The 21,224-nt window shown below is 36.6% G+C and carries 29 protein-coding genes and 1 pseudogene; 29 read left to right on the top strand and 1 reads right to left on the bottom strand.

Annotated features, from left to right (window positions below; translation table 11 throughout):
• Positions 1-373 precede the first annotated feature (373 nt).
• The 7 genes and pseudogenes from DN393_RS13955 (at position 374) to DN393_RS31545 (ending at position 3,856) form a co-directional block, all read left to right on the top strand.
• Positions 374-790 (top strand): DUF1064 domain-containing protein, encoded by a 417-nt coding sequence (locus DN393_RS13955; RefSeq protein WP_149173618.1) that lies wholly within the window; start codon positions 374-376, stop codon positions 788-790.
• Positions 791-804: 14 nt separating this feature from the next.
• Positions 805-1,536, top strand: a complete 732-nt coding sequence (locus DN393_RS13950) for a 2-methylcitrate dehydratase (protein WP_149173617.1) — start codon at positions 805-807, stop codon at positions 1,534-1,536.
• An 18-nt stretch (positions 1,537-1,554) separates the two neighbouring features.
• Positions 1,555-1,770: pseudogene (locus DN393_RS31960) on the top strand (hypothetical protein); the annotation flags it as partial.
• Positions 1,771-1,803: 33 nt separating this feature from the next.
• Positions 1,804-2,502 (top strand): hypothetical protein, encoded by a 699-nt coding sequence (locus DN393_RS13945; RefSeq protein WP_255449774.1) that lies wholly within the window; start codon positions 1,804-1,806, stop codon positions 2,500-2,502.
• A 9-nt stretch (positions 2,503-2,511) separates the two neighbouring features.
• Positions 2,512-2,925, top strand: a complete 414-nt coding sequence (locus DN393_RS13940; protein WP_149173615.1) for a hypothetical protein — start codon at positions 2,512-2,514, stop codon at positions 2,923-2,925.
• A 170-nt stretch (positions 2,926-3,095) separates the two neighbouring features.
• Entirely contained in the window at positions 3,096-3,284 is a 189-nt protein-coding gene (locus DN393_RS13935) for a hypothetical protein (protein WP_149173614.1), read from the top strand.
• 431 nt (positions 3,285-3,715) lie between these two features.
• Complete coding sequence (locus DN393_RS31545) at positions 3,716-3,856, top strand: hypothetical protein (protein ID WP_179958514.1); 141 nt, start codon at positions 3,716-3,718, stop codon at positions 3,854-3,856.
• Positions 3,857-3,954: 98 nt separating this feature from the next.
• Here DN393_RS31545 and DN393_RS13930 read toward each other — a convergent pair whose 3' ends face one another.
• Positions 3,955-4,347: a hypothetical protein gene (locus DN393_RS13930; protein ID WP_149173613.1), complete on the bottom strand. Its 393-nt coding sequence runs from the start codon at positions 4,345-4,347 to the stop codon at positions 3,955-3,957.
• Between the two features lie 136 nt (positions 4,348-4,483).
• Between DN393_RS13930 and DN393_RS13925 the strand changes: the two genes are divergently transcribed.
• From DN393_RS13925 to DN393_RS13825, 22 genes are all read left to right on the top strand, one after another.
• On the top strand, positions 4,484-4,861 hold the full coding sequence (locus DN393_RS13925) for an ArpU family phage packaging/lysis transcriptional regulator (protein WP_142313625.1): 378 nt from the start codon (positions 4,484-4,486) through the stop codon (positions 4,859-4,861).
• 121 nt (positions 4,862-4,982) lie between these two features.
• Positions 4,983-5,498 (top strand): hypothetical protein, encoded by a 516-nt coding sequence (locus DN393_RS13920; protein ID WP_149173612.1) that lies wholly within the window; start codon positions 4,983-4,985, stop codon positions 5,496-5,498.
• Positions 5,499-5,934: 436 nt separating this feature from the next.
• Positions 5,935-6,357, top strand: coding sequence for a hypothetical protein (locus DN393_RS13915; RefSeq protein ID WP_098102651.1), 423 nt, complete (start codon positions 5,935-5,937; stop codon positions 6,355-6,357).
• A gap of 189 nt (positions 6,358-6,546) precedes the next feature.
• Positions 6,547-7,266, top strand: a complete 720-nt coding sequence (locus tag DN393_RS13910; RefSeq protein WP_098102650.1) for a hypothetical protein — start codon at positions 6,547-6,549, stop codon at positions 7,264-7,266.
• 301 nt (positions 7,267-7,567) lie between these two features.
• Positions 7,568-8,455 (top strand): terminase small subunit, encoded by an 888-nt coding sequence (locus DN393_RS13905; RefSeq protein ID WP_149173611.1) that lies wholly within the window; start codon positions 7,568-7,570, stop codon positions 8,453-8,455.
• On the top strand, positions 8,455-9,744 hold the full coding sequence (locus tag DN393_RS13900) for a PBSX family phage terminase large subunit (protein WP_149173645.1): 1,290 nt from the start codon (positions 8,455-8,457) through the stop codon (positions 9,742-9,744). Before DN393_RS13905 ends, DN393_RS13900 begins: the two co-directional genes overlap by 1 nt.
• A 10-nt stretch (positions 9,745-9,754) precedes the next feature.
• Positions 9,755-11,332 carry a phage portal protein gene (locus tag DN393_RS13895; protein WP_149173610.1) on the top strand — a complete coding sequence of 526 codons (1,578 nt, stop codon included), beginning with the start codon at positions 9,755-9,757 and terminating at the stop codon, positions 11,330-11,332.
• A complete protein-coding gene (locus DN393_RS13890; protein ID WP_149173609.1) occupies positions 11,329-12,312 on the top strand; it encodes a minor capsid protein in 984 nt (327 codons plus the stop codon). The genes DN393_RS13895 and DN393_RS13890 overlap by 4 nt, the downstream gene beginning before the upstream one ends.
• Before the next feature lie 161 nt (positions 12,313-12,473).
• Entirely contained in the window at positions 12,474-13,397 is a 924-nt protein-coding gene (locus DN393_RS13885; RefSeq protein ID WP_088046735.1) for a hypothetical protein, read from the top strand.
• A 151-nt stretch (positions 13,398-13,548) separates the two neighbouring features.
• Entirely contained in the window at positions 13,549-14,193 is a 645-nt protein-coding gene (locus DN393_RS13880; protein WP_242069224.1) for a phage scaffolding protein, read from the top strand.
• A 13-nt stretch (positions 14,194-14,206) separates the two neighbouring features.
• Positions 14,207-14,557 (top strand): hypothetical protein, encoded by a 351-nt coding sequence (locus tag DN393_RS13875; RefSeq protein WP_088046733.1) that lies wholly within the window; start codon positions 14,207-14,209, stop codon positions 14,555-14,557.
• 15 nt (positions 14,558-14,572) lie between these two features.
• A complete protein-coding gene (locus DN393_RS13870; protein WP_088046732.1) occupies positions 14,573-15,565 on the top strand; it encodes a major capsid protein in 993 nt (330 codons plus the stop codon).
• Positions 15,565-15,891 carry a hypothetical protein gene (locus DN393_RS13865; protein WP_098102645.1) on the top strand — a complete coding sequence of 109 codons (327 nt, stop codon included), beginning with the start codon at positions 15,565-15,567 and terminating at the stop codon, positions 15,889-15,891. The genes DN393_RS13870 and DN393_RS13865 overlap by 1 nt, the downstream gene beginning before the upstream one ends.
• On the top strand, positions 15,888-16,244 hold the full coding sequence (locus DN393_RS13860; RefSeq protein WP_088046730.1) for a hypothetical protein: 357 nt from the start codon (positions 15,888-15,890) through the stop codon (positions 16,242-16,244). The genes DN393_RS13865 and DN393_RS13860 overlap by 4 nt, the downstream gene beginning before the upstream one ends.
• Entirely contained in the window at positions 16,241-16,717 is a 477-nt protein-coding gene (locus DN393_RS13855) for an HK97 gp10 family phage protein (RefSeq protein WP_149173608.1), read from the top strand. The genes DN393_RS13860 and DN393_RS13855 overlap by 4 nt, the downstream gene beginning before the upstream one ends.
• Positions 16,698-17,159: a hypothetical protein gene (locus DN393_RS13850; RefSeq protein WP_098102643.1), complete on the top strand. Its 462-nt coding sequence runs from the start codon at positions 16,698-16,700 to the stop codon at positions 17,157-17,159. The genes DN393_RS13855 and DN393_RS13850 overlap by 20 nt, the downstream gene beginning before the upstream one ends.
• A gap of 10 nt (positions 17,160-17,169) precedes the next feature.
• Positions 17,170-17,361, top strand: coding sequence for a YqzN/YkzM domain-containing protein (locus DN393_RS13845; protein WP_088046727.1), 192 nt, complete (start codon positions 17,170-17,172; stop codon positions 17,359-17,361).
• A gap of 1 nt (position 17,362) precedes the next feature.
• Positions 17,363-18,754, top strand: coding sequence for a phage tail sheath N-terminal beta-sandwich domain-containing protein (locus DN393_RS13840; protein ID WP_149173607.1), 1,392 nt, complete (start codon positions 17,363-17,365; stop codon positions 18,752-18,754).
• A 13-nt stretch (positions 18,755-18,767) separates the two neighbouring features.
• Positions 18,768-19,217: a phage tail tube protein gene (locus DN393_RS13835; RefSeq protein ID WP_088046725.1), complete on the top strand. Its 450-nt coding sequence runs from the start codon at positions 18,768-18,770 to the stop codon at positions 19,215-19,217.
• 72 nt (positions 19,218-19,289) lie between these two features.
• Positions 19,290-19,760, top strand: coding sequence for a phage tail assembly chaperone (locus tag DN393_RS13830; RefSeq protein ID WP_149173606.1), 471 nt, complete (start codon positions 19,290-19,292; stop codon positions 19,758-19,760).
• A 14-nt stretch (positions 19,761-19,774) separates the two neighbouring features.
• The gene (locus DN393_RS31540) at positions 19,775-19,924 is read left to right on the top strand and encodes a hypothetical protein (RefSeq protein ID WP_179195063.1); all 150 of its coding nucleotides are present in this window, start codon (positions 19,775-19,777) and stop codon (positions 19,922-19,924) included.
• Positions 19,925-19,937: 13 nt separating this feature from the next.
• The gene (locus DN393_RS13825) at positions 19,938-21,131 is read left to right on the top strand and encodes a phage tail tape measure protein (protein WP_218944223.1); all 1,194 of its coding nucleotides are present in this window, start codon (positions 19,938-19,940) and stop codon (positions 21,129-21,131) included.
• The last annotated feature ends 93 nt before the right edge of the window (positions 21,132-21,224 follow it).

Genomic DNA, 21,224 nt, shown 5'->3' with positions numbered 1-21,224 from the left:
GGCTTGCATTGGTAACAGGCTCAAAAGTAGTATATGTAAAATGAAAAATTCCATACAAAAAGCAGACAACATTTGCGGTTGTCTGCCAGTTAGCCGAATGAGTTAGCTAATTGTGATATATTGCATTCCCATTACGAGAAGAGTGAAGCTGCTAGTTCAAACAGCTTGTTGGTATTATTTTCGATATTTTTAAAAATATACAGTAAGAATTAGAAAAGTTATGAACCAATCTGCCTCTTACTGTAAAGAGAAGGAAGTACCAGCCGTGGATTAAGCGGCTTGAAAATATTCAAGGAGGGAAGAAATATGGAATGTGCACAAAATGCTGTATATGAAATCACTCAGTTAATTAGTGAAGCGAAAGAGAAAAGTTATGAGTAAATATAACAATAAAAAAATTGAGCTAGACGGCCATGTATTCGATAGTAAAGCAGAAGCCCATTATTACTCTGGATTAAAAATACGGCAAGCTACAGGTGAAATTACCAGCTTTGAATTACAGCCAAGATTCACTTTGCAGCCAGCATTTATAAAGAACGGCAAAAAATATCAAGCAATTACATATAGTGCAGACTTCATGGTCTATTTGCCGAAAGGTGATGTGGAAGTCGTAGACATAAAGGGTATGGTTACCCAAACATTCGCGGTGAAAAAGAAGATGTTTGAATACAAGTACCCACATCTACAGCTCATTCTTTTAAAGCATGTTATTAAATACGGTGGCTTTATAACACTTGATGAGTACAACAAATTAAAACGTGAAGAGAAAAAACTAAAACAAGCAAAATAAAGGGAGCGGATCATATGTCATATATCGAATTTAAACCAACGTTAAAGAAAGTGAATCTTAAGCCGGATGGTAAGAAAGAAATCGTCTTGGAAGTAACGGATTCATCATTACGCGGTAAATTGGATGTACTTTCAGAAATGATTGATACAAAGGTATTTATCTCACTGGAATCCATGCAAGTTAATTTCAATGTTACTGTAAACGCGAAAACGAACGAACCATTAACACAGTATGAAGTTGATGATAAAGGTGTTGTGAAAGAAGTAAAGGCATCGTTTGAACAATTAGAAGCTGATTTCGATATTCCAGAAGAGAAAATTCCTACACGTGAAGAAAGAGAACAAGCGGATCGTGAAACCATTGATGCATTTATCATTAGTGGTCTTGCTCCAGGTTTAGATGATTTACCACATGATTTTGCTTACATCGTAAAACGAAAACTTGAGGGAGAGTCTTATCTGAAGTTAGCAAATGAGCTGAAAATTTCAAATGTGAAGCTGATTGAAATGATTGATGATTATCGTGCGCGTATTGCACCGATGGCGATTAAATGGCACGAATGGAAAGAGAAGCAGCCTGATGTATCAGAGCAGCCAAAGGCAGAAGAGAAACCGAAGGAAGAAACAGAGACAGAAGAAGCGGTAACAACAGAGGAAGAACAGGTACAAGAAAAAGAAACGCAATCTTCTGAAGAAATCGAAGTCACTGATGAGGATAAGCCGTTTGATGAAACATTAGAAGATTAATAAATACAGGTTGGTAGTATGACAGTTTCGTTGTACTACCTGCCTTTCAATCTCATATGGGGTGATGGATTGAGTAAAGCGGAGAAACGTCAAATCCGACTCAGGATTTTAAATATACAGGATGATCAGTGCAAGGGGTGTACGAAGGTTCCGACATACAGTAATGCCTGCAAAAATCATAAAACTTCATGGTGCGCTGAGAATTGTGAAGTTGGTAAAAATCTAAAAAACTTAGGTGAAAGCCTACTCGAGGGGAGAACGGAACAAATGGCTGAACAAAGAAATTGGGATCAAATATGTGCGACTGCTGAAAAATTACGTGCTTCTGATGAAAAGAAATGGACTTGGGGGAAAATCGGAGCAGAGTTTGGAGTAACAGAAGGTAATTTGTATTATCACGTTTCTAAAAGACGTGAAGCAAACGGAACGCCTAATAAGCGTGTAGGCGTATCAAAGAAACCTCATAACACAAAACCATCGACACAACCTCAAAACGTCAAGAAAACGGAATCTGAACCGCCAAAATTAAATTCTGTAGTATCTAATCATATCGAGAAAGCAGAAGTGTTAGATACTTCCTGGAAAGAGCAATTAAATACAATTCTAGATGGAAAAGATGCACTTCAAAAAGAAATAAGTGAAGTGACAGAAATGTACGAAGGATTGAAAGGATTAAAAGAAAAACTAGCACAAGATTTCATCGCAGAAACAAAAGCTCGACTGGAAGCGGAAGATGCACTCAAACTCATGCAAGATCAGCTTCAATCTCGTGATGAGGATTACAACACATTACTTAATGAATTTAATGCAATTACGGAAAAGAATCATGAATTAGAGCATGATCTTCGAAAAATGCATATTCAAGTTGGTGCTGCAAATGAAACAGCAGAGATGGAAAGAAAGCATCGTATTGAGCTGCAAGGTAAAACGCAAGCGCTTGGTATGGCGCTCAAAGTAGTTTTATAGGTGAACGGTATGAAACTGACAAAAGAAGAACGAAAAGAGATCACATACCAAATTGGCGATATTATCGAGCAGAAATGCAGACGTTGTTATTATAATCGATCATCTAATGAAAGCTTTAGTGTTAATGAGTGTAAAGCATGCCCCACTGGTGATGAATTACGCCAGTTGGGTAGGTATTTTGATACACAACCTAAAAAGAACGGTGGGCCAAGAAAGAGGGTTCCAGTTGGATTAACATCTGAAATCGTTAGAGGTTTGAATCAGCAGGGAATTCCGGATAAGGAAATCAGCATTATGTATGATCGTAGCTTTACTTATGTTGGAAAGCTCAAGAAGAAATGGGAAAGTGAAGGGAAATGGCAAGGGCCAACTGATATGAGAGAAATAAAAAAGGCTAGGATTTCTCCTAGCACTCAAGCATAAGTCGCATGGAAAGGACGTATTTTGCAAACTGGGTATTTGCAAGTTCATTATATAATGATTATCGGGTGTATAGGTTGAATCACAGCAAGCTTAACATTGTTTTTACGTTACATTCATATATTTTAAGTTTTTTATAAATCTTCGAATTCGTGTATAGGGGGCGTTACGTGATGTTCTGGTTAGGAATCATTATAGGATTCGTATCAGGTTCGTTTGTTACTTGTGGATTACTCTATTTTGGATTTAAATCTGAGGAAAGTAAAAAAGCTGATATGCAAAGAAGAATTATTGATGAATCAGTAAAGAAGGAAATGGAGCAACTGAGAGAGATAAAAAAGGATGAAAAGAAAGCTCAATAAAAATGCTATTTGGAGAAATAACCTAGGCAAAGGAATGCATCATTAAACATACTGTCATAGCAATATATTTGGTGATGCACTCCTAGCTTTAAGCCTTGACGCACTTGCTATTTTACTACCCCAACCGACTTGGACCCCCAAGGAAGTGCCAAGGCACCTAGGATTACAGCTGAATTAATATTCATAAGCATTCCCTCCGATAATAATTTGTTGCTCACTAAGTAAGCAAATAATGCAGAAATGGAGTAGGAGACTTGACCAGCATACAAGACACCAGCAAACCATCCTTTGCTCATCAGCCACGATTGTAAACGGGACAGGGGTGATTGACTTGAACAAACGGCAGTTAAAACCAATTTGATTTACGTAAATATACTACTGTTTTTGTTAAGATATGTCAATTGAATGCTTGAGTAGAAAGGAGATTCGAAATGGAACGTATTGAAGCCACTGAAGAATTACTTGAGGAGATGAAAGAATGCTTTTTGAACGGAACATCTTTAAAGGTTGAAGCTAATGATTTTAATCTCGTATCTTGGTTGATAGAAGAAGTGAAACGTAAAACAAAATAAAAATTTCATTTTGTAAATAGGGTAATGACTATATAAAAAGACCTAGTATATATTGTGAAAATGCATACTAAGTCTTTTGGGATTAAATGATAATTTGTTTATTTCGAAGTCATGATTCTATACATGTCAATGTAAGAATTGTCTTCATATGAAATATCTAGTTTGCTGCCATCTAGAAGCTGATCACTATGTTCGTCATTATATAGTCGTCTGTTTAGACAGTAAATATAATATTTTTGATTCTGGTGTGTAGAGCTGCCATTTTCTTCGATTTTTTGGATATCGTTGTACGTGTACGTATATTGTTCTTTTGTTGCTAGGTTTTCTAAGTTTAATTCTAATAGATAACCTGAAACAGTTTCCTTTAAGTTATAAGAAACTAACTTATGAGTTACAGTCTCATCAATACCAGGTAAATTTGGAATTAGACTTAATTGCAATGTCTTGCATGTACTTAATGATGATTCGAAAAAGCTATCAATCTTGTTCATAAAATCAACTCCTATTGTTAGAATATGTTAATTATAACACTAATAACTTATAAAATTAATATATAAATATACAATATTTATATTATTGATAATCAAAAGTAAAGTAAGTAGATCGAACGGAGGGGAACCGTATCGTATGAATCAATTGTCGTTTTTTGAAGACATCGATGAAAAGGAGATGCGAAGACTTGTGGTGAAGGAGCTGAAAAACTACAAAGCATTGTGCGTCCGGATGAAGAATCAAGAAGAACAGGCTCAAGCTGGGTGTGTTGTTCTTTTTCCTAAAATGAAAGGTGACGATAAGAATCATGAGATACGTTTTAAACAAATTGAACGGACGTTACAGAATGCACTTGATAAAGATCAGCGACAGATTATTGAGTTGAAATATTTAGGGAATGAGAAGGTGAAAGATTCTTATGTTTATAACGAATTGATGATGAGACGTGATAATTTTTATGAGAATAAAAAAGTAGCTATCCGTTTGATAGCTACGGCTTTGGGGATTATATAAAGTGGTATACAATACATGTAACCAATCTCATTTTAAAGTTTTGCTCAACAGCAAAGTTTTTTTTAATATGTAATGTATTTTCCATATTAATTTGGGCACGTTATTATCGAGGTGATAATATATGAAAATCAAAGTAGTTACTTTAGATGAGAATTTAAATGAAATTGAAAAAGAGTACGATCTAAGCACCCTTGAATTAGCTAACGAAGAAGAGAAGCAAATGGTAGCAGAGAAAGAGGGAGAGAAAATTGCAACAGAGATTGGTGAGATGCATACTGAAGAAGCGAGTAACAAATGTGAAAAACAGACAATAACCTCATTTGATTTACCAGATGGGCTAAGTTGTAGTATCCGACGAGGTTGCAGAGTATTAATGAGAAGGCATCGACTTTTTGCAGAAGTTTGCTATCCTGCAGATGTAGATGGAGCACTTGAAGAAGCGATTAGAGACTGTTTCAATAAAGGCCTTAGAGCAGCAGTTATTTCTGCTGGGGTTGGAATATTTACTCCAGCAGGTTTAGCCGCAGCGATACCGGCTGCATTAACTGCATTCACTGGTTCATTTACAGAGTGTATGGGAGATAAGTTATCCAGTGCTATTTCATATAAAATTGATGTTGAAAGTTTCCGTGTATAAAGAGAAGTAATGTTAAGGCCCTGTTATTAAACGTAAACAGGGTTTATTTTTATTGACAAAAAGCCAGACAAAATGAGGGATAAAAAAAGGACATTTATAGGGATTTTTCAAAACAGAATAAATATTACGCTATACCTATACAGTTCTTTGAAAAAAGAATACTATGGGGATAGCGTAACCTCTTTATCAAAACGTTACCGAAGAACGGGCGAGGGCGGTAAGAATCCGCAAAAAGGACGAAAAGACCAATTACATTTATATATTCAGCCGCGGTGCGTTTGTGTCGTGGCTTTTGTGTTTCTTATTGAGCCCAGTAAATTTTCTGGGTTGATTGGTGATACAAAAAAATTTTCGTAAAATAACCAAAAAAACAGTAAAATTTAACATTTTTATATTATGATGTTTTTATAATATAATTTATTAGGAGTTGTTTTTTATGAACAGAGGTATTTACAGAAGAAATAAATTTTTTATGCAAAGTACTGCTATTCTTGCAGCGATGACAATAATCGCTGTAATGTCCAATGTATATAAAGATATAGAAAAATTAAGGGAATTACTTACTTCAATCTTTCAACAAGGAACAACAGTAATTATTGCTTTAATAGCGGTAACAGTGGCATGTATTTCATATCAAAGTAGTCAAAAAAGACATGAGAACAAAGATGTTTATTTAAATTACTTAGCGTTAATGTTTTTGATGATAATATTTATGCTCGCTGGCTCAATATTTAAGTATTTACCGATAACTTCTGAAATTTACTTATTAGTTTTTGTATTTTATTTTTTATTGGGAATGCTTCTAATTGTTAGTGCTTTGATAGAGACTTATAGAATTATTAGGAAAACATTCGAATAGAGGGTAAGAAAAAAGCGCTCATAGAGGTGCTTTTTCTTTTGCACAAAACAAATTTGAACGTGAGTGTCGTGGCTTTTGTGTTGCTTATTAAGTTTAGTAATATGTTAGGTTCAATAAGATATACAAATGGTTAACTCACCTCCTAATTTATTATGATATAATGATTTCATGATTAAGGAGGATGCAATTATGGATAGTTTTTTATCGCTTTTAATTTTTACTTTTCCAGGATTAATAGCATATTTCTGGATTCAATTATTTGGTATAACTCCTACAGTTAGATACCAGGGGACTGAAATGTTGGCAATAAGTGCAATTTTGTGGATACCAGTAAATATGGTTGTACTTTCAATTTATAATGTTGGTATTTATTTAGTTAAAACCAATTTATATGAGAAGCTAAATCTATTTAGTATATACAACATGAAGTCATTAAATGAGTTGTCGAGTAACTTTTATTTTTTATTGTATTATGTAATTGCTAGTACAGTAGTAAGTTATTTGTTAGCAAAAATAGTATCAGGAAAAATTTATGACAAGATGCTAGCTAGAATAAACGAAATAAGAGCTAGGAATAAAAAAGCCCCAATGTCTAGGGAGTCTAGTGTATGGGATGTTACTTTTTCGCATAATAAACCACAAGTTGTAAAAGTTATGAAAATAGATAACTCTACAGAGTTTTTAATTGGTGAGATTCAAAATGTTTCTAGAACATACGAATTAGAAAAAAATATTGTACTAAAGAATACTGAAATTTGGACTGAAGTATTTGAGGGATATGACATTGCGCTTGAAAAAATATTTGTAGATGTAAAAACCGGAATTAAAATAGAGATTTATAATAATGACGAATGTATTCAAGCATACAATTCATATCAACAATCGCAACAGGCTACATCGAATCCATAAATTTTTAATTTAATATTAAGAAAAAAAGAAGTAGAAATTTCTACTTCTTTTTTGGTGTTGGTCCTTTGGATGGTGGTTTTTGGATTAAAGATGGTTTATCCAAAGAATGTTTAATATATTTTTTCGAATCTGTAAGCGAAGGCTTATTATAAGACTCATTTAAATTCTTTTTTTCATACATGATTTTAACTCACCCCCCTACTCTATAATTATAATAGAAAGTTATCCTTATATAAAGTGATTAGATTATTATGTTGTCAAAAAAGTTATTTCATTTTTGAAGGAGGTAGGTGAAATGTAGATGGCGAGACAGCGTAGTCCAGACCGTGATAAAGCATTCGAAATATACAAAGCAAGTAATGGTGAGAAGCCACTTGTTGAGATCGCGAGAGAATTAAACTTAAAGCCATCTCAAATCAGAAAGTGGAAATCACAAGACAAATGGGACGAACAATTAAAAGGTAACGTTACTATTGCGAAAAGGAGCGTTACTAATGTTAAAAATCCCAAGACAAAAGCCAAGTTAAAAAAAATGCTAGATGATGAAGAGCTGACGGAACAAGAACGGCTCTTTTGTTTGTATTACGTAAAATATTTCAACGGTACGCAAGCTGCACTGAGAGCTGGTTACGCAAAGAACAGTGCTCATGTAACGAGTAGTCGGTTGTTGCGAAGAGAACGTGTGGCATCCTACATTCGGGAGATTAAAGGTGAAATGGTTGAGAATGTTTTTGTTGAAGCGATGGATGTATTGAATGAATACATTAAGATTGCTTTTGCTGATATTACGAATTACGTAACCTTTGGCCAAAGAGAAGTAGAAGTTATGGGCCCGTTTGGACCTGTAAAAGATGAAGACGGAAAACCAGTCATGAGAACCATTAATTACGTTGATTTTAATGAATCGGATATGGTTGATGGTTCTATTATTGCAGAAGTGAAAAAGGGAAAAGAAGGTGTGTCCATCAAGCTTGCTGACAAGATGAGAGCACTTGATAAATTAGCAATGTACTTCGATTTAGTGCCTGATAACTTCAAACGAAAAATTGAAGAAGAGCGTCATAAGATGCAAAAAGAAATGTATGATGCTCAGATAAAGAAAGCTAATGCTGAAACTGAAGCGCTAACTGGTAAAGGAAAGAATGAGCCAATCGAGATTAAAATCACCAGAAAGAGTGAGCGATCATGATTGTTGAAAAAGAAGTGAATCCACGTTTTGAAGACTTTCTGTTTGATTGGAATCATAAAAATTACTTTCTTGTCGGTGGTTACGGTTCATCAAAAAGCTATCACGTTGCGCTGAAAATTGTTTTAAAGCTGTTGGAAGAGAAGCGCAAATGTCTTGTAATACGTGAAGTATACGAGACAATTAAAGAGAGTTGCTTCGCGCTTTTTGTTGATATCATTGAAGATTTAGGGCTTTCAGATACAATCAGAGTCACTGAATCGCCAATGAAAATCAAATTTCCGAACGGAAGTACAATCATTTTCCGTGGTATGGACAAACCTGCGAAATTAAAGTCTGTTCATAATGTATCAATGGTGTGGCTAGAAGAAGCATCAGAAATCAAGTACGAAGGATTTAAAGAAGTAAAGAAACGTATGCGTCATCCATCATTAAAACTACACATGATTCTCTCGACCAACCCTGTCAGCATCGATAATTGGGTTTATTTGCATTTCTTTAAAGATGAAGTGAATGAGCGGATTGTGTTAGATGATGAGGAACTTTACGAGAAGCATACGGTTGTTGTGAAAGATACGTATTACCATCACAGTACAGCGGATGATAATTTATTCTTATCTCAATCGTACATTGATGAATTAGATGAAACGAAAGAGTATGATTCAGACCTGCATCGTGTTGCAAGATACGGTAAATTCGGTGTGAATGGGGTCAAAGTATTACCGCAGTTCGAAATGATGGAAGCTGAAAAGATGGATGAAATCATAAAGAACCATCGCAAATTGATGTTCCGCGTTGGAATGGACTTCGGTTTTGAAACATCATATAACGCAGTGGTGCGTATGGCCATTGACCATGAGAAAAAGTACCTGTACTTGTATTGGGAGTACTACAAGAATAAGCAAACGGATCCGCAAACTGCAAAAGATTTAATTGAGTTTAAGGAATCAGGTGAACACATTAAAGCGGATAGTGCAGAACCGAAAACCATCGCTTACTTCAGGCAAAAAGGCTTTGAAATGAGCGGAGCTAAGAAATTCCAAGGATCACGATTAGCAAATACCAAGAAGGTAAAGCGATTCAAGAAAATATTCTGCTCCACTGCTTGCCCGAATATGAAGCGAGAACTGAAGAATTTAACATACAAAAAAGATAAAAACGGAAATATCATCTTGGATGAATTTAATATTGATCCACATACTTTCTCTGCTATTTGGTATGGATTAGATGGCTATGAAGTATCTGACTTGAAAGAGCTGAGTCACGCTAGTGCATTTGATCGTGTATTTTAGGAGGTGCGTTATGTTTGAACGCTTAAAAGAGTGGTTCCGCACCCTTTTTAAACGAAAAGGAGGTGTGAGTGTGCAGGAGAATTATACAGAAAAGCTAAAGCAGAAGGATTGGGAATTGCTGAATGAAATCTTGAAAGAGCACGATAAGCTTTTGCTTGATGTTGAAAAAAGGCAGAAGGTATTTGATGGTGATTTTGATATTTTAAAGCGAGAACCGAAACGAGCAGATGATCCGAACCATCGAATTGTAGTCAATTACTCCAAGTTAATTTGTGGTATGCCTACTTCATATATGCTAGGGAAACCAGTAAGTTATGATGTACCAGATACAGTCATTGATAACGGAGCAAGTAAAGAAGTAGTTGAACAATTTAGGGATGAATTAAAGTATGTACTGGAAGAAAATGATGACCATGCGGTTGATTATTTGAATACGAAACGAGGATTGATTGCAGGAGCTGGCACAGTCCTTTTTTATTTTGATGCGATGGGCGAGATTAGGTACAAGTCTTATGTTATCAATGAATGCTTTCCTGTGTTTGATCATAAAGGGGACATGCTTGCTGCTATTCATCGTTACAAAACCAAAGTTGGCGATGAAGAAATTGAACATGTGGAAGTGTACGATGATACGACAGTAACGTATTTAATCAATGAGAACGGTACTTTTAATTTGAATAGTGATTATAAAATAAATCCAATGCCACATTCGATTCCAATCGTACCTGCTGCGTATTTTCAAAATGGGGAATTCGCTAAACCTAGAGGTGGGATGGTTCAGTATGGCCCGAGTAATTTATCGGACGATATCATTTCACAACTTGAAGAATTAGCACGCTTGATATCGGATAACTCAAATCGATTAGACGTATTCTGTGATCCGTATTTATTGTTCAACGGGGTTAAAGTTGCTCCGGAAGAAGGAATGAAAATGCGTCAGGCTCGTGCAATTAGTATAAAAGGAGAACCAGGAGAACCAGTCGATGCAAAATATCTAATTGCTGATATGAAGAACGAGCCAATTGAATGGCAAGCGAAAACAATGATTGATTCAATCTTTGAAACATCGCAGTTACCTAAAATATATAAGCAGGAAGCGCTTGGTGATTTATCCGGCGTGGCGATAGAGCAATTGTACGCTCCACTTGATTTACAAGTGAATGAGAAGGAAATATACCTGCTACGATACATTAGACGTAAGTTTATGATCATTACTTTAATGCTAAATGCACAGAAATTAATTGAGAATGGTAATAAGAACCCGGCAGAAGTGTTAAAAGAAATATTGAATCCACGAAATGAGAATAACGAATTATACAATCATAAGTGGATCTGGTGGGAGATTCACCGTAATAAACCACAAAACGTGAAAGAAATCATAGAGATGCTTAATAAGTTAGAAGGTCGATTATCAAACTTTACATTACTTCAGCAGAATCCACTTGTTGAGGATGTACAAGAAGAACAGAATCGATTAGAACAAGAAGCAGCAGAAAGTAAAATCGTTGACTTGAAGAACATTGATAACCACATCAAAAACCGTGATAAACGCATGCAGAAGAGCGATAAAACGGACGATGAGTTATGAATCATGAAGAACTAAGAAAACTTCAGGAAATGGCAATAGAACAGCAGAGAAAGCTCATTCGTTTTAAGGATGAGCATATTCGTATGCTGCTTGAAGTGTATGCAGAGTTCTTACAAGACATTGAAAAAGAACTATCATACCTATATACAAAAACAAGCTTAGGTTCTCCTAAAGATGCATGGGATTGGGATGAAATCAGGAGAGGGAAAGATTTAGAAGCAATCCTAAAGCAGATGGAAATGAGTATTGATCGTATGAATGGAGAAGTAACGGGTGTAATTACTAACTCTATAAAAACGGTCGGTGTTGTTGATTATGCATTTGCTTCTTACATCGCTGCTGCTCATATACAAGGATACATTATTGTTCCTCCCGTAATACCGGAACGTGCTATTAAAGTACTGTTAGAAAAGGATTGGGGTCACGGTCATTTTTCGGATAATTTGTGGGGACAAACAGAGAACTTTAAAGAGCATTTACGTACAACATTAGTTAATTCTATGCAGCGTGGGGAGAGTTTTCGTACAACTACAGTTAAGCTGCAGAAGCGAATTGGTCAAGAAGCATATAAGAGCGAACGTCTTGTACGTTCTGAAATTATTACGGCTAGTAATGAAGCGAAGAAAGAATACATGACTGATTTTGATAAGCGCAGTAATGAAATGGGTATGGAGTTACTCAAGGCTATGAAGGTGCTTGAAACGCTGGACAGAAGAACGTGCCAAAAATGCCAGGCGATGGATGGTAGGGAATTCTCTGTAGAAGAAGCAAAAAGCATTCCAGCTACAGAACACCCGAATTGCAGGAGAACGTTTGTAGCGGTTATACGAGGTTTTGATAATTCAAATCGTAAACGTGCTGCAAGAAGTACGAGTACTGGTAAAACGTATCGTACGGATGCGAAGAACTTTGAAGAATATGCAGAAGAACAAAAACTACTATATTCTGATAAATATAAAAATAAAAATATGAATATATAAATATTTATGATGACTGAAAATGGTAAACATTACCATTAATTAATTTAATCTAAAGATTTATAAGAATATCAATTTATGAATTTATTTTTTTACTGCATATAAATCTATAGACCTGCCCATAATAGTTTTGATTTTCAATTAAAACTATAGGAGGTTTTTTTATGCCATGGAATGAGATTTGGAAAGCTGATATGGAAGATAGTGGTTTGTTACCGTTCATTAAGGGAAGAGAAGGAAATGGTGTTGAGGATTCACAAGGTTATTTACTTGTAGATTTAGATCCGTTTGATTCTCCGAGTGGAAATCATGATCTTAATGCACGTAATGAAGTAAATGTTCTTACAAATGTTCATATTAAGAAAAAAAAATCATATGAATTAATCGAGAAGCTATTTGATAATTATGTTGCAAAGGCTAAAAAGGAAGAAGTATTTGATCCGCAAGAAATTAGTGAAATAGAAGAGTTTTTAAAGTATGCGATAAATACCGAACCTATGAAGGTTGCAAGAAATTATTTAGAGGGACAATATGATATTGGTTCTTCAGATGATGAGTGGATAGAAAAATTATTTAATATCTGGTTTAAACCACGTAAACATGGAAGTACGTCTGTGTTTGAACATGTCTTTTTAGGTGAACAATCTATGAGACGTCGTGGAGTTCTAGATGGGCATCATTTCTGGTATAACTATTATTTAAATGATGGCCCTTATGATGTTACAAAACATGAAGATCGAATCTATTTCCTTAAAACTGTACAAGTTCAGGCAACTGAATTAAGTAATTATGCAGAAGCAATTACTATAAGTTATAATTATTTGTTAAAAGATAATGATGATCAGCGTGGTTTAGATTTGCATAAAAAAATTGGTGGCTTCTTTGTAGGATTAAGTGCAGAGGGATTATTAGCTATGGGCACAGTAGGTTATTTTATGACACTTCCACAAAATAATGACAGATGTGGAGAATTTGTAAAGGACCTGCCTATGACTATAAATGGAGAAAAATATAATTTAAAAGTTGTGCTTCAATGTGGAGAGGGAGAAACATTCTATAGAACATTTTATCCTATGATTCCCCGTTAACATTAAAAATCCATAACTATATCTAATATATAATTGTTTCATTTAAACAAAAGACTAGCCGTTTAGGTTAGTCTTTTGTTTTTCGTATATTTTGATATAGATAAATAAATATATATCTATATAGTATTTTAGGAGGTTGATTATTTTGAAAATGATTAATACAAATAAGTTTTTGAGATTACGTTTAGGAAACTTCCAATACTTTTCGGAACCGAATCCGCCAGCTGATCCACCACAAGACCCACCACCAACAGATCCACCTGTGACATATACGCAGGAGCAATTGGATACACAGCTTACTGATGCAACAAAAACGGCAGGACAAAAAGCAAAGCAAGAATTGTATAAAACGTTAGGTGTGGAGTCATTAAAAGACTTACAAGATAAATTAGGCGCTTCGAAAACGAAAGAAGAAGCTGATGCTGTATTACGTACTACTAATGAAACACTGTCATCAGAAAACGGCGGCTTGAAAACAGAACTTGCATTTGTAAAAGCTGCTGCTTCATATAAGCCACATGATGCAGATATTCTATTTGCTACAGTGAAGCCTTTATTACAAACGGATCCTGATAGTGGTGAAATCACGAATATGAAAGAAGTACTGGAACAGGTAAAGGCAGAGAAGTCATTCCTGTTTGAAAGTGAGGAAGCGGCACCAGGCGGTCAAGGAGGTGGGGGGCAACAAAGACCTGGAAGTACTGCACCAGGCGGTGGAAATCCACCTGCATCGAAAACAGACTATGATTTGGGTGCAGAGTTAGCAAAACGTCGTAGTCAAGCACAACAAAAATAAGGAGTGAAGCAAATTGAATCTAAATATACGTAAAGATACTGTTGTTTCTGGCAAAGAGATCCTACGTGATGTGGTTGGTTTAAAAACAGTCACAGTAACACTAGATTACACTGCATTTACAGCAGGTATTATTCCTGCCGGCACATCATTAATCTTTGATGCAACAACAAAGAAAACGCGTCCTTTTGACAAAGTGAAGGATGTAGCATCAAATGAACAAGTTTCATTATTATTCCGTGATATTCGCATCGATACAAATGATATGCAAACAGTGGGACTTGTTGGTGGCTATGTGAAAGAATCAAAATGCCCTGCGATTACACCGGAATTTAAAGCAAAAGCAAAAATGTTAGACATTCGATAAGGAGAGTGAAGCTGAATGAGTATCTTACAATTAGATGAATTTAAACGCGAAACCTTAATTGGTTATGTAGAAAATTTAACAATACCATTTGAATCAAAAACACTACCGTTCTTACCTCGTGATAAGGATGTATACGGACTTACATTTGCATACGACATTTTTAAAAAGAACAGTAATGTCGCAGCGAACTTAGTGGAATTTGGTACGCCTGCACCATTACGTGACAAGCAAGGCTTAGAGCGTGCAGTTGGTGAAGTTGCGAAGCTTTCACATCGTTACCGTTTTGATCAAAAAGACCAATTAACAATCTTAAATACAAAGTTTGATAAAGAACGCCAACAAGTTATTGATCGTGCTTTTAACCATATCGATAACTTAAAGTTAGGTGTGGAAGAGACAGAAGAATATCTACGTTCGTCTGTATTATACAAAGGTAAAATTAAATATGATTTAGATGGATTCTCGTTAGATTTAGCGTTTGATGTACCGAAAGCAATCGCTGCAACGAAAAAATGGAGTGATCCAGAGATATCAAATCCAATTAAAGACCTTGTAGATTGGATTGAGAAGTTCAAGAAAGCAAACGCAGGTCGCCGTCCATTAGCGATTCATATGTCTAACTCAGCTTACCTTGATATTCTGCAAGCTAAATCAACAATCGGGAATATCAAAGGGGTAGCAGGTGGTATGGTAACACCTGATGAACTAGCGACTTACTTATCACGTTGGAACATCCCACCGATTACAACAAATGATTTAGAAATCACGTTTGAAGATGGGAAAACAGAGCGTTATTTACCAGAACGTCGTGTTGTATTCCTTGGTATTGAAGGTAAGACTACATTAGGTTCTACAGTTCAAGGTCCAACAGTTGAAAAACAAGGACAACCTGGAGTGTATGTGAAACCTTGGAGAGAACAGAATACAGAAAACGAATTCATCGAAATCGGAAAAGCTGCATTCCCTGAGCTTTCATATCCTTCAGGCGTAATGCAAATTGATGTGTGATGAAGAGCTTAATTACAGCAGATGAAGCGAAAAGCCTATTTGCTGAACTAAATAACGTGAGTGATCTGGAAGCCGCATTGTTACGAGCTTCTATTTTTGTGCGCTCAAAAGTGAAGAAAATAGATGAGCAAGTCCCTGATGATATCAAACTTGCCGTCTGTTATCTTGTGAAAGACGAGAAAGAACCGCAACAGGTGAAGAGTATTGAGCGTTCTGATTACAAAGAAACATTTGCTGATAAAGGTACATCTTATCGTGGCCTTGCAATGGATTTACTTGAGCCATATATGCAAACAGAGGACGAGTCAGGGGTGTTTTTCTTTTGATTAGATATGAATCGATACTTTTTCACCGAATGACGGTTTCTCGTATTGTTTCTGATGGGAGTGAGTATGACAGTAAGCAAGTATTAAAAGAACTTGCTACTGATCAGCCATGCGCTCTTGTTAAGAAAAACCAAAGCAAAGTGAATGAAGTAATTGGCAGAGTCGAAATTGATAATGTCGTCTTCATTCACACGCTTTATCCTGGCATAAAAGCAGGAGATACAATCGATATATACGAACCGAAGACAAAATATGTTTTAGGCCGCTATATCGCTTCACATCCATATCCAGTAACTGACCGGTTAGGCATTCATCATTTTGAGATTGACCTAAAAGGTGAGGTAACAGTATGAGTGGTGGTATGGAAGGTGGATTTGTTCTTGAGGGATTCGATGAATGGATGCACCAAATGAAAAGCGTTATTCAAGGTAGGTTGCCGAAAATGCTTGAATTATGGGCTGAAGCATTAGCACTACAATTAATGTCGATGGTGGCAGAGAAAACGCCAGTTGATAAAGGAGCATTGCGAAACTCTTTTTTATCTGCTGGTGCAGGTGTAAATGGTGACGGTTCCGTTTTCTTGAAAGTAGGTATAGGAGAAGGAATCGAAATTGTTGTTGGTTCAAACTTATTCTATGCCGAATACGTGGAAGCGGGGCATCGTACAAGGCATAGTGGAATGAGCCGAGAAACCGCTAAACAAGCAGGGAAATGGGTAGAAGGTACTCATATGTTAGAAGACTCTTGGCATGAATTTGAGCCGGAAGCATTACGCTGGCTTGAAGACAGAGTGGGAGAGATTATGAATGAACTTGGTTTCGTGTGATTTAACTAGTGTACTAAAATTCATTCAAACTACCACTGGCATAAAAGGATATACGACAAGAAGGAGGCAGGAAACAGAGCTTCCTTTTTTCTATTTACAAACGCCAGTCGGTAAACCGTATCAGGATTCAGTAGGGTTTCATCGTTATCGACCACTGATCCACGGTACATTGTTCCTGGATAAAGAAACACCAGAAACACAAGCGCTGCAATTTCAAACGAAGTTGCAAGTTGCATTAATGGGATGCAAATATGACATTCCATTAGTAGATGAGAATTTCAAACAAACAAAAGGCCGTTTGGAGGATGTTGAGTTTGAAGCAAAGCAAGCTGATGTTGATGTGTGGACCTTCACTGTAAAAGGTGAGCGTTTCATTGAACTTGTGGAGCACCATGAAATCCTGCGTAAAGTTCATAACAATATCCGATTAAGTGAGAACTGAGGTGGCTGTAATGGCAAGTAAAGAAGAAAAACAAGCTGCTCCTGTTGTTCTTTACCCGGTAAAAGAGGTAGTGGAGAAAGCAGAAGAGTTATTTCATGTTCCAAATTATGTTGCTGGTGCTGCGCTTTCTGACTTAGAAGAAGTAGATGTGAATACAGCACAAAAGAAAATTACTGCATTTTTAAATAGAGAGGTGAAGTAGCATGGCTAAACCGTTTAAAGATGGGAAACACGAACTGGAAACAGGTTTTTATTCTTATGCAGAGCTGACAGTAAAAGGCGCAGTTGATAATACGGCTCGTGGTACGTTAATCATGCCAATTAAAGCGGATTGGGGTCCTGAGAATGTAATGATTGAATTAAATTCATTCGATGATAATCCGTTCTTTGGACAAACTGCACATTTAGTGGATTTAGCACGCAAAACAAAGCTAAAAACATTAAAAGTCATGCGTTTAGCAACTGCTAGTGCGAAAAAGGCAACAGTTGCGTTAGATACAGTTAATGTGACTGCGAAGTATGCAGGTACTCGCGGAAACGGTTTTAAAGTCACTGTTCGTCCACAGTTAGGTGAAACGGGAGTAAAACAATTGATTCTAACTGAAGGTACGAATGAGCTAGATCGTGTTAGCTTTGCTACAATCGATGAACTAATTACGAAAACAAAATTCAGCTCATACATTACAATCTCCAAAATTGATGGGAAAACAGAAACAACAGTTGGAGATGCGAATAATATCCCTCTTGTTGGTGGTAATAGTGGTGAAGTAGTAAAAACAGAAAACTACAGTGACTTTTTAAATCTAGCAAAAGCAGAAGTGTTTGATGGTATTACATTTGATGGTATTACAGATGCAGCATTAAAAACAATGCTAGTACAATTCGTTCAAACTTCTCGTGTATCTGGTCGTTTAATCACAGGTTATACAGCTGGTGAAGGTTCGACAGATATTGATTATTACGGTATCGCGAACTGCGTACAAAAAGCAAAAATTGATGAGCGTTTATATACGCCACATGAAGTTGCGGTATACATGGCTGCAGCTCTTTTATCATGCCCACTTAATGAGAGCGTGGCACAGAAAGCAACGCCGTTTACTTGGGTTGAGAAGCTTTCTGTTGAGGAAACAAAAGGGCGTATTGCTACTGGAAACTTAGTATTCTTCCAAGAAGGTAAGAAAGTACGTTTTAACACGCCAGTTAATACAATGACGACACTTAAAAATCTTGATGCAGTAATCGGTATGTCGGAAGAGTCTGATCCGGCTGCAACAATTCGTACACTGCAAAAGGTGAAGGTCGTACTTGGTATTGATTACATTACGAATGCACAAGAAGTTATCTTTAACCGATACATTTCAAAAGCGAATACGCAAGCGAAACGTATTGCTGCAGCTCAAGCAATTAAAGATGAGTTATTAGAAAGATTAGCGCAAGAAGAAGTCATTGAATTAGGCTCATTCAATTGCTATGAAGATCCACGCCATACGCAAGACCTTGGCAAGCCGGTGTATAAAGATGAAGCGTTCTTTATCACTGAGTACACAATTGTTGATGCGATTGAAAAAGTGTACAACAAAAACAAGGTATCCTAAGGAGGTCTGCTAGATGTCTTTGTATGATAACAATTTACCAGTCGTAAACCCTAGAAGCATTGTCCGTGGGAAGTACGGTGCAGTATATGATGATTCAGGAGAACAATGGGCAGGAGTATCAGAATTTGAAGGGAAAATTAAGTTCGATAAAAAGAAAGTGGAACGCGCAAATGCTTTCTTAGATGGAAATCGTATCATGGGTGGTAATGGTTCAGGGAAATTAAAAATGTATCACAATGAAGATGCGAAAGCCTTAGCGATACGCATTCTAAAGAATCCTGACCAAACATTCACATTGATTGGAGACTATCATGATCCTGATGAAATGGCGCAGGGTGCAAATATGAAAGTGGCCTTTAAAGGTGTGAGCTTTGATGAAGTAACTTTACTAGGCTTTAAAGTAAAAGACTTAGTTGATGATGATTTTCCGTTTACGTTTGATGATTTTGAAATTATTGAGTAAAGAGAGGGATAACCTCTCTTTTTTCTTTGCACATAAAATAACGCGTGAAAAACGCTAGGAGGAATACTTATTATGACTGAAATTAATGGTGGGTTAACAAAAGTTCAATACGCAAGTTTAGATGATTTATTTGCAGTTAATACAGATGATCGTGTCCGCGGTGACATAACAGTACAAACAATTGATGGTAAATATCTTAAATTACCTATGAAGTCTGTAGATGCTGAAGTGGAACAAAAAATTCGTAAAACATCTACTACAAAAATCCCTCAAAAGAAAGGTATGCCACCTCTGGAGCAAATGAATGAAGCGAAATACAATGCTTTAATGATTGCTGCAGCTACAGACGAAACAAAAACGAATATTAATTGGAGTTCACCAGAGTTACAGAAAAAAGTGGGAGCAGCTGTACCAAACCCTGAGTTTATTGTACCGAAAATTTTATCATTAGGCGGTATTGTAAAAGCAACACAATTTATTGTTGAATTATCCGGCTTAGGTCAAGATTCAATGGAAGAAGAGATTGATGCAGTAAAAAACTAATTAAAACCGATCCTATGGCTTCATGGGCCCACAGGCTTTTTCAACACAAGGATATTGATCCAGAAGACTTTTTTCTTATGAACCGTAAGAAGAAAGTCTTTTTAATTGCTTCCTGCTTGTATCAAGACGAGCTAGATGAAAAAGCCGCTGCGGCCCAAGAATGAAGGGCGGTGACTTATGAGTGAAAAACAGGTAACAGGTAAGATAAGTTTAGTGGATGCGATGTCTGCCCCGTTACGTCAAATGACGCAACACATGGAGCAAACAGCAAGAGCAGCAAGAGAATTAGATACAGCGTTACGGTTTCAAGGAACAAACGTTGTACCGCTTCACCAGGCAACACAAAGCACATCGCAGTTAGATCATAATGTTGTGCAACTAACAAACCATTTGCACCAATCAGCACAAGGTACAACGCAATTTGGTAATAATCTGCAACATTTGAATACAGATTTAAATCAGTCTACGCAACGTGTAAATCAGCTTGAGCACGAAATGCAACAATTACGCCAAGAGTTTCAACAATCTGCACAACAAGTAAACCAATTAGAACAACATTTACAGACGATGGAAAGGGACTTACAACAATCTGCTCAAAGAATTAATACTCTAGAAACGCAAGTAGAGCAATTGACCAGGGAAATGCAACAAGCAACCCAACAGATTAACCAAATGAACTCTGCGTTAAATCAAAACGCCACTAGTGCGCAACATGCTGGAAACAGTATGGCTGCGCTGCGTGATAGGTTTGGTGGAGTAAGCGAAAGACAAGCAACAATGCTACAAGGGCTAGATCAAGCCAGCGGAGCTTTATTTGCGACAGGTGCAGCCGCCACGATTGCAGGTGGAGCCATTGCAGCAGGACTTGGTTCAAGTGTAAAAGTAGCAGCTGATTTTGAGTCGCAAATGGCTAAAGTTGGGGCGATTTCTGGTGCGACAGGAAATCAGTTAGGTAGTTTAACTGAAACTGCCAAAGAACTAGGAGCATCCACTACAAAGTCAGCCAGTGAAGTTGCAGTAGGTATGCAGAACTTAGCCGCTTCAGGCTTCGAGGTAAATGATATTATCGGTGCAATGCCTGGTATTATCGCTGCTTCTGAAGCCGCACAAGAAGATATGGCAATGACCTCTGAAACGGTAGCCGCTGCTTTAAATGCTTTTGGTATGGAAGCGAAAGAGTCCTCTCATATAGCGGATGTACTTTCTCAATCTGCCAATCAATCAGCTGCAGGTATCTTGGACATGCAGTACAGCTTTAAATATGCAGCAGCAGTTGCGAAAATGCTTGGAATTTCTTTAGAAGAATTAAGTGCTGCAACTGGAATTATGGCTAAACAAAATTGGTCGGTTACTGAGAAATCAGTAGCATAAAACAGTGGGAGAATTCGGTGAAACTCTAAGGGTAATATTATATACCTAAGAAAATACCGAGCCGAGCCTATTAGAAATGGTAGGAAGGTGTAA

It is taken from the genome of Bacillus sp. BPN334, assembly GCF_008368885.1.
In the GTDB taxonomy this organism is placed as follows: domain Bacteria; phylum Bacillota; class Bacilli; order Bacillales; family Bacillaceae_G; genus Bacillus_A; species Bacillus_A wiedmannii.
This window is presented reverse-complemented; position numbering and strand designations above follow the sequence as displayed.

Bases quoted from the DNA above. Each gene is read 5' to 3' on its own strand.
- DN393_RS13920 (WP_149173612.1), top strand. From the start codon at position 4,983: ATGAAAATCAAAGTAGTTACTTTAGATGAGAATTTAAATGAAATTGAA.
- DN393_RS13925 (WP_142313625.1), top strand. From the start codon at position 4,484: ATGAATCAATTGTCGTTTTTTGAAGACATCGATGAAAAGGAGATGCGA.
- DN393_RS13955 (WP_149173618.1), top strand. From the start codon at position 374: ATGAGTAAATATAACAATAAAAAAATTGAGCTAGACGGCCATGTATTC.
- DN393_RS13895 (WP_149173610.1), top strand. From the start codon at position 9,755: ATGTTTGAACGCTTAAAAGAGTGGTTCCGCACCCTTTTTAAACGAAAA.
- DN393_RS13835 (WP_088046725.1), top strand. From the start codon at position 18,768: ATGTCTTTGTATGATAACAATTTACCAGTCGTAAACCCTAGAAGCATT.
- DN393_RS13880 (WP_242069224.1), top strand. From the start codon at position 13,549: ATGATTAATACAAATAAGTTTTTGAGATTACGTTTAGGAAACTTCCAA.
- DN393_RS13840 (WP_149173607.1), top strand. From the start codon at position 17,363: ATGGCTAAACCGTTTAAAGATGGGAAACACGAACTGGAAACAGGTTTT.
- DN393_RS13850 (WP_098102643.1), top strand. From the start codon at position 16,698: ATGAACTTGGTTTCGTGTGATTTAACTAGTGTACTAAAATTCATTCAA.
- DN393_RS13915 (WP_098102651.1), top strand. From the start codon at position 5,935: ATGAACAGAGGTATTTACAGAAGAAATAAATTTTTTATGCAAAGTACT.
- DN393_RS13935 (WP_149173614.1), top strand. From the start codon at position 3,096: ATGTTCTGGTTAGGAATCATTATAGGATTCGTATCAGGTTCGTTTGTT.
- DN393_RS13870 (WP_088046732.1), top strand. From the start codon at position 14,573: ATGAGTATCTTACAATTAGATGAATTTAAACGCGAAACCTTAATTGGT.
- DN393_RS31545 (WP_179958514.1), top strand. From the start codon at position 3,716: ATGGAACGTATTGAAGCCACTGAAGAATTACTTGAGGAGATGAAAGAA.
- DN393_RS13930 (WP_149173613.1), bottom strand. From the start codon at position 4,347: ATGAACAAGATTGATAGCTTTTTCGAATCATCATTAAGTACATGCAAG.
- DN393_RS13885 (WP_088046735.1), top strand. From the start codon at position 12,474: ATGCCATGGAATGAGATTTGGAAAGCTGATATGGAAGATAGTGGTTTG.
- DN393_RS13845 (WP_088046727.1), top strand. From the start codon at position 17,170: ATGGCAAGTAAAGAAGAAAAACAAGCTGCTCCTGTTGTTCTTTACCCG.
- DN393_RS13830 (WP_149173606.1), top strand. From the start codon at position 19,290: ATGACTGAAATTAATGGTGGGTTAACAAAAGTTCAATACGCAAGTTTA.
- DN393_RS13905 (WP_149173611.1), top strand. From the start codon at position 7,568: ATGGCGAGACAGCGTAGTCCAGACCGTGATAAAGCATTCGAAATATAC.
- DN393_RS13865 (WP_098102645.1), top strand. From the start codon at position 15,565: ATGAAGAGCTTAATTACAGCAGATGAAGCGAAAAGCCTATTTGCTGAA.
- DN393_RS13890 (WP_149173609.1), top strand. From the start codon at position 11,329: ATGAATCATGAAGAACTAAGAAAACTTCAGGAAATGGCAATAGAACAG.
- DN393_RS31540 (WP_179195063.1), top strand. From the start codon at position 19,775: ATGGCTTCATGGGCCCACAGGCTTTTTCAACACAAGGATATTGATCCA.
- DN393_RS13825 (WP_218944223.1), top strand. From the start codon at position 19,938: ATGAGTGAAAAACAGGTAACAGGTAAGATAAGTTTAGTGGATGCGATG.
- DN393_RS13855 (WP_149173608.1), top strand. From the start codon at position 16,241: ATGAGTGGTGGTATGGAAGGTGGATTTGTTCTTGAGGGATTCGATGAA.
- DN393_RS13950 (WP_149173617.1), top strand. From the start codon at position 805: ATGTCATATATCGAATTTAAACCAACGTTAAAGAAAGTGAATCTTAAG.
- DN393_RS13945 (WP_255449774.1), top strand. From the start codon at position 1,804: ATGGCTGAACAAAGAAATTGGGATCAAATATGTGCGACTGCTGAAAAA.
- DN393_RS13910 (WP_098102650.1), top strand. From the start codon at position 6,547: ATGGATAGTTTTTTATCGCTTTTAATTTTTACTTTTCCAGGATTAATA.
- DN393_RS13940 (WP_149173615.1), top strand. From the start codon at position 2,512: ATGAAACTGACAAAAGAAGAACGAAAAGAGATCACATACCAAATTGGC.